The following is an 8,613-nucleotide window of genomic DNA, read 5'->3' on the forward strand; positions in this document are numbered from 1 at the left end:
CTGATTACATACGGATACTAAGGCGCCAATGTGAATTGAATATGAACCGTCCCTTGCATATGGAAGCTCATAAGCGCCCAAAGGTTCGACCATAATAAGGCGAGAGACATTAAGCGAGAGGAGGCTTGACGATGGACGATTCCCGATACGCGTTCGCAAGCCTGGAAGAGCAACAGGTCGCTGAACTGAAACGGCTGGAGCAGGAGCTGACCGCGGCCAGCGGACACGACGTTACGCTGATCGCCTACGAGAAAAAAGAGCCGGAATAACGAAAAAGAGGCCTCGAGGGCCTCTTTCGTTACAACGTATGCTGTCTGGCGACATCGACGATCTTCTTGTCGCTCAAATACTGCTCCATTTGCTGCTCGGCAGTCATGACGACCTTCTGGATCAGGCAATCCTCGCCATGGTTCAGGCCGCATTCAAAGATGGAAGCCGTCCCTTCGATCGCATGGATGACGTCCAGAAAAGAGATTCGTTCGTAATGGGCCTTCAGCCGGTAGCCGCCGTTGGCGCCGGACACGGAGCCGATCAGCCCCGCCTTCACCAGCTTGCTGAGCATTTTGGACAGATACGTCTGGGAAACGCCGAGCCTGTCGGCCAACGTCTGCACCCCGACGGGCTTGTCCGGCGCCTGGCTCATCAAAAACATCATGGTATGGAGCGCGTAATCCGTCGCCTGTGAAAACTTCATGGCACACCTCGATGATGGACTTTGTATGCCCATGATAGCCCTGGCAAGGCATTAAAGCAAGTCTTGATCCCAGGCCGGATTCCACACGATCTCCCACAAGTGGCCGTCCGGGTCCATGAAGTGACCGGAATACCCGCCCCAGAACGTATCGTGCGCCGGATCGGTGACGACGGCCCCGGCCCGTCTCGCCTGCTCCATCACCCGGTCGACTTCTTGCTTGCTCGCTACGTTATGGCCGATCGTCATTTCCGTGGAGCTGGGCGGCGACTGGGCCACCTTCGCCTCGTGCGCGAGATCGGCGCGGCGCCAGATGGCCAGCTTCAAACCGGCTTGCAGATCAAAGAACGCGACTGCGCCATGCTCGAATTCCGTTCCGACGATGCCATCTGTGGGCAAGCCCAATCCATCCCTGTAGAACACGAGCGATCTTTCCAAATCTTCGACGCCCAAAGTCAGCACCGTGACGCGCGGTTTCATGGCTCATCCCTCCGAAAATGGGTTCGTTATTCCGAAGCATTAGACAGCATTGGAATTGTCGATCGCATCGGTGTCGAGCGTATTCGTCTTGCTCAGCTGATTGTTGTTCACGCTGCCGAAAGCGTCCCCGGGCGAAAACGAAGCCGCCCCTCCGTAATTTTTGGAGGTACTGTTCAGCGAGATAAAGCCCGTATCGCCGAATTGAACGTTCGAACCCTGGTTGACGTTAAGGATCTTTACTTTTCCAACGATGGAGGGCATGGCGGTTACCTCTTCGGTAAGTTTATATCGCTTATACAGGGTATGAAAAGCAGGCTCCTGCCGTGAACATTATCGCAATTATGGCTTGGTTCTGGCCAATCGAAAGCCGAGATCGTCTATGCGAAACGTGGGATGACTTCGGCGTCGAACCGTCGCGCCGCAGCCTCTCGCCTCCTCCGCCCAGCTGCCGCCGCGAAAAATCCGATACGAACCATAAACTTGCGCGTCGTATACATCCCAGCACCATTCCCATACGTTTCCAAGCATATCGTAGAGGCCCCAGGCATTCGGAAGCTTTGCGCCAACGGACCGCGCCGCACCTTCGGCATTGTCTCGGTACCAGGCGATCTCGTCCAGATCGCCGTACCGATAGCCGTCCGTGCCGGCTCGGCAAGCATGCTGCCATTCGGCCTCCGTCGGCAGCCTGTAGCCGTCCGCCTGTACGTCGAACGCGACGGTTTCTCCGTCTGCGCCAACCTCGTAGCACGGCTCGAAGCCGGATCGGAGCGATATCGTATTGCAAAAACGGATCGCGTCAAGCCAGGAAACGTCCGTCACCGGGCAATCGGGCGAGCCGACGTTCTCCTCGAAGCCGGACCGCTCGGTCCGGACGATGGCATCGTACAGCTCCCGCGTCACCGGAACGGGCGCGAGCAGAAACGAGCCGACTTCGACCGTCCACGCGGTCTTTTTGCGGTCATCCCTCATGTGTACGCGCCCTGCGGGGATCTCCACCATCGGATATGGAGAAGGAAGACCCCCTCGTATATCGTTCGACTCCAACTTATGCATGTCCTTCCCGCTAATGGCCATCACCTCGTCGCGCCGAGCTTTTCGATCGCCTGCGCCTCCGTCGGCAAAAAAAACAAATTCGTGCCATGGTTGCATTCGTAAATAAAATCGCGCAAGCTTTTGCTCGTGCTCGTATACGCGTCGAAGTCCCCCACGATCGCGAGCTTCACCTGATAGTTGACGAACTTCTGCGCGATCTCTCCGGCCAAGCCCGTCCTCAGCTCGAAGAACTTCGCATCGAGCATCGTCTTATCGATCACGATACGGTCGAATCCCGTCTCGTACCGCACGGTCGCCATCATATCCAGCGCGGAAAGAACGTCACCGATGACTTCCCCGCTCACCACGGCCACAGGCTCGCGCCCATCCGTCTCTACCTTCGTTATGTTCCACATGTCTTTTTCCCCCTTACAGGCTCGCTTATTGCGGCTTCATGAATTGTTTTACATAGCCCTCTCCGATGCTTCGGTTATCTTCGCCCTTACCTGGGGCCACGTTCGCGACACGGAAAAAGCTAAGGCCCACCACCATCGCTAACAGGCCGTATGCCGCGCTGGGCGCATCGGGTGTCGACATCTCTCCCGTGCGATAACCAAGCTCGAAGATCCGCGTGATGCCCGCAAGCTCTCTTTCGTAAATGCCTGACATCACCTCACGCAGCTTCGGGTCGACGGCCGCCCGCGAAAAAAATTGCACAAACAGCCTGCCCTGGTCCTCGTAAGGAATCCGCATCTCCCCGATTCCGTCCAGCAAGGACACATTGATGCTCGCTCCCGCCTCCGTCCCCGCGGCCGGCAGCAAATGCCTTAAAACAATCTCAAGCATCGCTCCTGCCGTCATGCCAGCCGAAATCTCCGCTTCGATCTTGACGCCGTAATACGCCATGAACGACTTGAACGCTTCGAGCGTGAGCTCATCTTTATTTTTGTAGTAATACGTAACGACGCCCTTCGAACACCCCGCCTGGACCGCCACTTTATCCAGTGTCATCCCTTCGATGCCGTACTTGCTGATGCAAGCGAGCGTCGCATTGACGACATCGGCCCTGCGCCTTGGCTCCATTCCGACTTTAGGCACGACAACGCCTCCATTTTATTTATACCGATCAGTCGGAATAAAATAAATGTAAACGACAAATCCATATGTTGTCAAACACAAATTCGCGAGCGAATCACTTAAGGCAACGGCAAAGAGCCCGGCGTCGGGCCGGGCTTCTTGCAGTTTTTGGTCGAACACAGACGGGCTTGCAGATTCGCGCTTCTAGGAAGCCGCCTCCTGGACGGACGTTTGCAAAGGCTGCCGGACGACTTTGACCTCGTAAAAGTTGATTTTGTTAGCGATGATATACTCCGGCTTTTCCCGATGGCTGTGCGATTCGCGGAAGGCCTCGCTTTTCGTCCAGGCCTGGAACGCTTCCTTGCTCTCCCATCGGGTGCTGACGGTCACTTCGTCGTACTCCTTCGTGTTTTCGGTCAGCATGACCTCCAATCCGAGGAAGCCCTCCATCCCTTCCACCTTGCCGACTTTGTTGAAGCGCTCGATCAGCTTGTCGCCGCTGCCTTTCGTGATTTGGGAGACGTTCGTTACGATGACCATTATTTTTTCCTCCCTTGAATGTTCTGAAGATATGAATTGATATTACTTCTATAAATGTAATTTTCAAGTATGAATGGCGCATGAACTTTAAATTACAAGCGGTGCGGCCGCCGGGCCGCTAAGTCCGTCTGAGCGGCATACGGCGAACTTTGACGAGCTTGAGAGAGGATTCGTGAGAAAGGATGGCTGGCCCGGCGGGAAAAGCGGCATCCGGGACGAGCTCGGACGTCGCCGCTTGCCATACCGCGGCGTCTTCAGCGGTTCGCCAGCGCGTGATAACGGAGATCTCGTCGCCCGCCGACTTCTTCTCCGACTGGAGCAGCTCCATGCCGAGGAACCCGGGCATGGTCCCCAGGTCCTCGCGAGCGCTCCAATAAGCCGCCAATCGACCTCCCTCGCCGCTGGCAACCCGGTACGTATCGGTCACAACCAGGATCGCTTCCTCCTCCGCGGCCGGCCCCGGCAGCGGAATGATAAGCGGATAGGGCTCGTCGAACCTGACCTCCGCCTCGATCTCGTATACGTCGCGCAAAAAAGCGGGTGTAATGACGCGGCTCGGCACGCCCCGCGCGGCGATGCCGCCGGCTTTGAGCGCGATCAGCTCGTCGCAGAAGGCTGCGGCCTGCTGGAGGTCGTGCAGAACCATGACGATCGTCAGGCCCGCTTCGCGGTTCAGCTTCTTCAGCACCCGCATCAGCTCCAGCTGATGCGCGATATCCAAATAAGTCGTCGGTTCGTCGAGCAGCAGAATGCCCGTCCTCTGCGCGAGTGCCATCGCGATCAGCGCCTTCTGACGTTCCCCGCCGGACAGCGTATGCACCATGCGGTCCTCGCAGCTTCGCATGCTCATCTGTCGCAGCGCCCAATCGATCTCCCGCTCGTCCGCTTCGCCCAGCCGCTGCCTGAAGCGGCCGAGCCGCGGCGTCCGCCCGAAGGCGACCAGCTCGCGTACGGTCAGCTCCGGCAGCGCCTCTCGCGACTGCGGCAGCATCGCCAGCTCCGTCGCGAGCTCGAGCCGCGTATATTCGGCAGCCGGTCTGCCGCGGACGACGATCGTGCCGCCGGCCGGCTTCAACAGACCCGCGATCAAAAGCAGCAGCGTCGTCTTGCCCGGCCCCTTGGGGCCGGCGATCGCCGTCATTTTGCCTTCCAGCAAAGCCGCATCCACTTCCAATCGGCAATAAGGTCCCGCCTCGAAGCGAAGCGCCTTCGTCTCGATTGCATGGGCATTCATCGAATTCCGCTCCTTCTACGCAGCAAATAAAGGAAAAACGGCGCGCCGATGCAGGCGAGCAAAATGCCGACCGGCAGCTCCGCCGGATCGAACCAGGTGCGGGCGATCGTGTCCGCGATGACGACCAGCGCGCCGCCGCCCGCGATCGATACCGGCATCAGGCGCCGATAATCGTCGCCGATGAGCAGACGGACCGCATGCGGCACGACGAGTCCGACGAAGCCGACGAGTCCGGCGACGCTGACCGCCGTACCGGCGAGCAGCGCCGCGAGCGCCAGCAGCAGCAGCCGCTGCAGCTCGACCCGCTGTCCCAGCAATTTGGCCGTTTTGTCGCCCAGCATCAGCACGTTGGCCGGCTTGATCGCCGGCACGGTCAGCGCGAGCCCCGCGAGCGCGTAGGGCAGCATGAACGACAGATGATGCCAGCTGCGTCCGTTCAGTCCGCCGGCCAACCACGGGATGACGGCCTGAATCCGGTCGCTGTGGACGACCATGATGCCGTTCATGACCGCGCCGAGCAGCGCGCTCACGGCGACGCCCGCCAGCACGATCTTCACCGGCGATGCGCCGTTGTCCCAGGACAGCGCGTAAATGAGCAAGGCCGCAACCAGCGAGCCGGCGAAGGCGGCAGGCGGCAGCAGGTAGCTGAATTGCGGGAGCGCCACGAGCGTCACAACAGCCACCAAGCCGCCGCCCGCGGACACGCCGATGATGCCGGGATCGGCCAGCGGGTTACGCATAATTCCTTGCAACAACGCCCCTGATGCGGCTAGGCACGCGCCGACCAGCGCCCCGACGAGGACGCGCGGCAGCCGAACGTCCATGAGGATCGCTTCGTATGGCGAATGCGAGCCGCCAAGCAAAATACCGAAAATATCGCGAAGCGGAATCGGCACCGAGCCGGTCGTCAGGCCGAACGCGATGCCTGCGGCCAGCAACAGCGGAGCCAGCGGCACGACGATTCGCCTTCTGCGCGTCCGGTCCGCTTTGCTCACGGCGTGCCGCCAACGCCTGCGGCCGATGCGCCGGAGAGCGTCGCGGCATACGCGTCCAGCTTGCCGCGCAGCAGCTCAAGCGCTTCGACGACGCGAGTTCCGGGATTCGTGCCGAACAGATCGGCCGGCAGCACCTCCACGCGGTCGGCGCGCACGGCCGCGACGCTGTTCCAGGCCGCGTTTTTGCGCATCTCGGCCACGAAGCTGTCCGCGACTTCCGCCGGATTGCCGTGCGTCATGATCAAGATGACTTCCGGATCGGCTTCGACGATCCGCTCCGCATTGAGCTGCGCGTACTGCGGATAGCTCTGCAGCCGCGGATAATCCGACGCGATGTTGTAGCCGCCCGCCGCCTCGAGCAGATTGCCCCCGAGCGAGGTCGGCAGCGCCGCCATGAACGTGCCCGGCGCGCCGTAGACGAGCAGCGCGCGCGGCCGGTCTTCCATGGCCTTCGAAGCAAGCGCTGTCCGCTCCTCCTCGATGACGGCGATCAGCTCGTTCGCGCGCTCCGGTCGCTCGAGCAGCCGTCCGATAAGCGCGATCTGCCGCTCAATCTCGTCGATCGAATTGGCGCTGGTCAACACCATCTTCGCGCCGATGCCTTCGAGCGTCGGGATATCCTTGACGTTCATCGGGTCGTTGCCGAGCACGACATCCGGACGCAGCAGCGCGATGCGTTCGAGATCCACTTCATGCGCCGTGCCGATGCGGGCCGCTTGCTCCGCGCCTTCGTAAGGGAGCGGCACGTCCGAATCCGGCCGGCCCGCCACCTGGCCGCCGAGCGCGTAGACGATGTCCGTCTCGCCGTTGCCGAGCGTCACGATGCGCTTCGGCACGCCGGCAAGCGCGACCTCCCGCCCGGCAAAATCCGTGACGACAAGCTTGCCTTGGCCGGCGGCCGCCGTGGTCGTTGTCTGCTGCGGCTGTACGCCGCAGCCCGCCAGCGAGAGCGGAACCGCCAGGATTAGCGCCGTCCAGGCAGTTCGCCGCCGTGCGCCGCGTTGTCTATCCGTCTTTAGCGTCCTTGAAGCCGACTTCTTCTCCACCACCATACGCCTCCTGCTGCGAGTACCACGATCGCGGCCGCTACGCCGATTATGAGACCGTTATCGTCCTTTTTCGGCGAGACCAGCGGCTGCGCGGCGGCTCCTGCCGCTTCCAATGAAGCGGCAGAATCGCCCTCATTGCCCTTTGCTTCATCCGCGTTTGCGCTCGCTTCGGCGTCCGCCGCTTGCGCTGCCGCGCTCGCAGAAGGCTCCGCCGACGGCGCGATCACTTCCGGCGCTTCCGACGCGCCGTCGTCGCTGCCCGACGCATCTGCCGATGCGGCCGGCGGCGTCGGCGATGCCTGCTCGCCGGCGCTTACGGCATTCGCGCCTGGCGATGTCGTCGCAGCTGCGCTCGCCTGCGGCGACGGCGTCACGGTCGCGCTTGCTTGCGGCTTTGGCGTCGCTGCCGCGCTCGCTTGCGGTGCCGCTGTCGGCGCTGCGCTGGCCTGAGGCTTCGCCGTCGCTGCCCCGCTTGCCTGTGGCTTCGTCGTCGGCGCAGCGCTCGCCTGCGGCGTCGCCGGTGCTGCCGGCGTCGACGCAGCCGGCTTTTCAGCCGCAGCCTTCACCAATTTCAACGAATCCGCCTTAAAGTCGAACCGAATCGTATAATCGTGGTCATAGTCGATGTCCGGCACCGTCACGTGGATCTTCGCCAGCATCGGCGACGAGGGCAGCTCGGACACGGCGAAGACGACTTTTCGCGTGTCGGCCTCCGCGTCTTTGCTCAAAATGCGCGTATTGACGTACCCGCCCCCGCTGCCCGGCACCTTGAATTCCGTCACCCACTGGCTGTGGTTGATCGTCATCTGAATTTGCACGCTGCCTTTGTCGATCACGACGATAGCCGGCTTTTCCCAGTAATCGTTGGCCATCGACACCGAATCGTTGTCCGCCTGGACAATCTGATAGTCTATCGTATAAATGCCGTCCGCCTGCGCCCCGCTCGCATTCCCTGCCTGCAAAGGCAGACACAGCGCCAGCAGCAGCGCGGCAAGCCGTGCGCCGGTGAACTTTTTCTTTGCCGAGTTCAAGTTGCAGCCTCCTCTGTCGTTAGCCCCCATCCCGGCCCGTGCCCGCCGGCTGCCGATCCGCCTGCACGCAGCGGCACGATGTACATGCCCGCCTCGTCATCGCGGCGAACCAGCGCTTCCACGCCGTAGATGTCCTTCATCGTTTGTGTCGTGACCGCCTGCTCGGGAGGCCCCTGCAGCACGACGCGTCCGTCCTTCATCGCCACGATCCGGTCGCAGTAGCGCACCGCCTGGTTCATGTCGTGCAGCACGACGACGATCGTCAAGCCAAGCTCGACGTTCAAGCTGCGAATCAATTCCATCAGCTCGATCTGATAATACATGTCCAGGTACGTCGTCGGTTCGTCCTGCAGCAGCAGCTCGGGCCCCATCAACAGCTGCGAGGCGAGACCGACCTTCGTCTTCTCCCCGCCGGACATCGAATCGTAGCGACGGTCGTACCACGCCCGGGGAAAACGCAAGCCGTCCGCGACCTGATCGATCC

Annotated in this window: 13 protein-coding genes; 1 reads left to right on the forward strand and 12 read right to left on the reverse strand. The window is 61.2% G+C overall.

What is annotated here, in order from left to right:
• Window positions 1–131: 131 nt before the first annotated feature.
• Window positions 132–269, forward strand: a complete 138-nt coding sequence (locus KVT38_RS20440; RefSeq protein ID WP_217595593.1) for a hypothetical protein — start codon at window positions 132–134, stop codon at window positions 267–269.
• Between the two features lie 29 nt (window positions 270–298).
• Here the strand turns inward: KVT38_RS20440 and KVT38_RS20445 are convergent, their stop codons facing one another.
• The 12 genes from KVT38_RS20445 to KVT38_RS20500 all read right to left on the reverse strand — a co-directional run.
• A complete protein-coding gene (locus tag KVT38_RS20445) occupies window positions 299–694 on the reverse strand; it encodes an RrF2 family transcriptional regulator (protein WP_217595594.1) in 396 nt (131 codons plus the stop codon).
• Window positions 695–745: 51 nt separating this feature from the next.
• Window positions 746–1,171 carry a VOC family protein gene (locus tag KVT38_RS20450; protein WP_217595595.1) on the reverse strand — a complete coding sequence of 142 codons (426 nt, stop codon included), beginning with the start codon at window positions 1,169–1,171 and terminating at the stop codon, window positions 746–748.
• Window positions 1,172–1,210: 39 nt separating this feature from the next.
• Window positions 1,211–1,432, reverse strand: a complete 222-nt coding sequence (locus KVT38_RS20455; protein ID WP_217595596.1) for a spore germination protein — start codon at window positions 1,430–1,432, stop codon at window positions 1,211–1,213.
• Window positions 1,433–1,510: 78 nt separating this feature from the next.
• Entirely contained in the window at window positions 1,511–2,170 is a 660-nt protein-coding gene (locus KVT38_RS20460) for a formylglycine-generating enzyme family protein (RefSeq protein WP_217595612.1), read from the reverse strand.
• Window positions 2,171–2,244: 74 nt separating this feature from the next.
• On the reverse strand, window positions 2,245–2,619 hold the full coding sequence (locus KVT38_RS20465; protein WP_217595597.1) for a DUF4180 domain-containing protein: 375 nt from the start codon (window positions 2,617–2,619) through the stop codon (window positions 2,245–2,247).
• Window positions 2,620–2,644: 25 nt separating this feature from the next.
• Window positions 2,645–3,301 carry a TetR/AcrR family transcriptional regulator gene (locus KVT38_RS20470; RefSeq protein WP_217595598.1) on the reverse strand — a complete coding sequence of 219 codons (657 nt, stop codon included), beginning with the start codon at window positions 3,299–3,301 and terminating at the stop codon, window positions 2,645–2,647.
• A 183-nt stretch (window positions 3,302–3,484) separates the two neighbouring features.
• A complete protein-coding gene (gene isdG / locus KVT38_RS20475; protein ID WP_217595599.1) occupies window positions 3,485–3,820 on the reverse strand; it encodes a heme oxygenase in 336 nt (111 codons plus the stop codon).
• Window positions 3,821–3,938: 118 nt separating this feature from the next.
• Entirely contained in the window at window positions 3,939–5,054 is a 1,116-nt protein-coding gene (locus KVT38_RS20480) for an ATP-binding cassette domain-containing protein (protein WP_217595600.1), read from the reverse strand.
• Window positions 5,051–6,049 (reverse strand): FecCD family ABC transporter permease, encoded by a 999-nt coding sequence (locus tag KVT38_RS20485; protein ID WP_217595601.1) that lies wholly within the window; start codon window positions 6,047–6,049, stop codon window positions 5,051–5,053. Before KVT38_RS20485 ends, KVT38_RS20480 begins: the two co-directional genes overlap by 4 nt.
• The gene (locus tag KVT38_RS20490; protein ID WP_368859135.1) at window positions 6,046–7,095 is read right to left on the reverse strand and encodes an ABC transporter substrate-binding protein; all 1,050 of its coding nucleotides are present in this window, start codon (window positions 7,093–7,095) and stop codon (window positions 6,046–6,048) included. The genes KVT38_RS20485 and KVT38_RS20490 overlap by 4 nt, the downstream gene beginning before the upstream one ends.
• On the reverse strand, window positions 7,065–8,129 hold the full coding sequence (gene isdC, locus KVT38_RS20495) for a heme uptake protein IsdC (RefSeq protein ID WP_217595603.1): 1,065 nt from the start codon (window positions 8,127–8,129) through the stop codon (window positions 7,065–7,067). The genes KVT38_RS20490 and isdC overlap by 31 nt, the downstream gene beginning before the upstream one ends.
• The coding region (locus KVT38_RS20500; RefSeq protein ID WP_217595604.1) for an ABC transporter ATP-binding protein at window positions 8,126–8,613 on the reverse strand (488 nt) is incomplete at its 5' end. The genes KVT38_RS20500 and isdC, both read right to left, overlap by 4 nt.

The organism is Cohnella sp. GbtcB17, from assembly GCF_019091135.1.
Lineage (GTDB): Bacteria > Bacillota > Bacilli > Paenibacillales > Paenibacillaceae > Cohnella.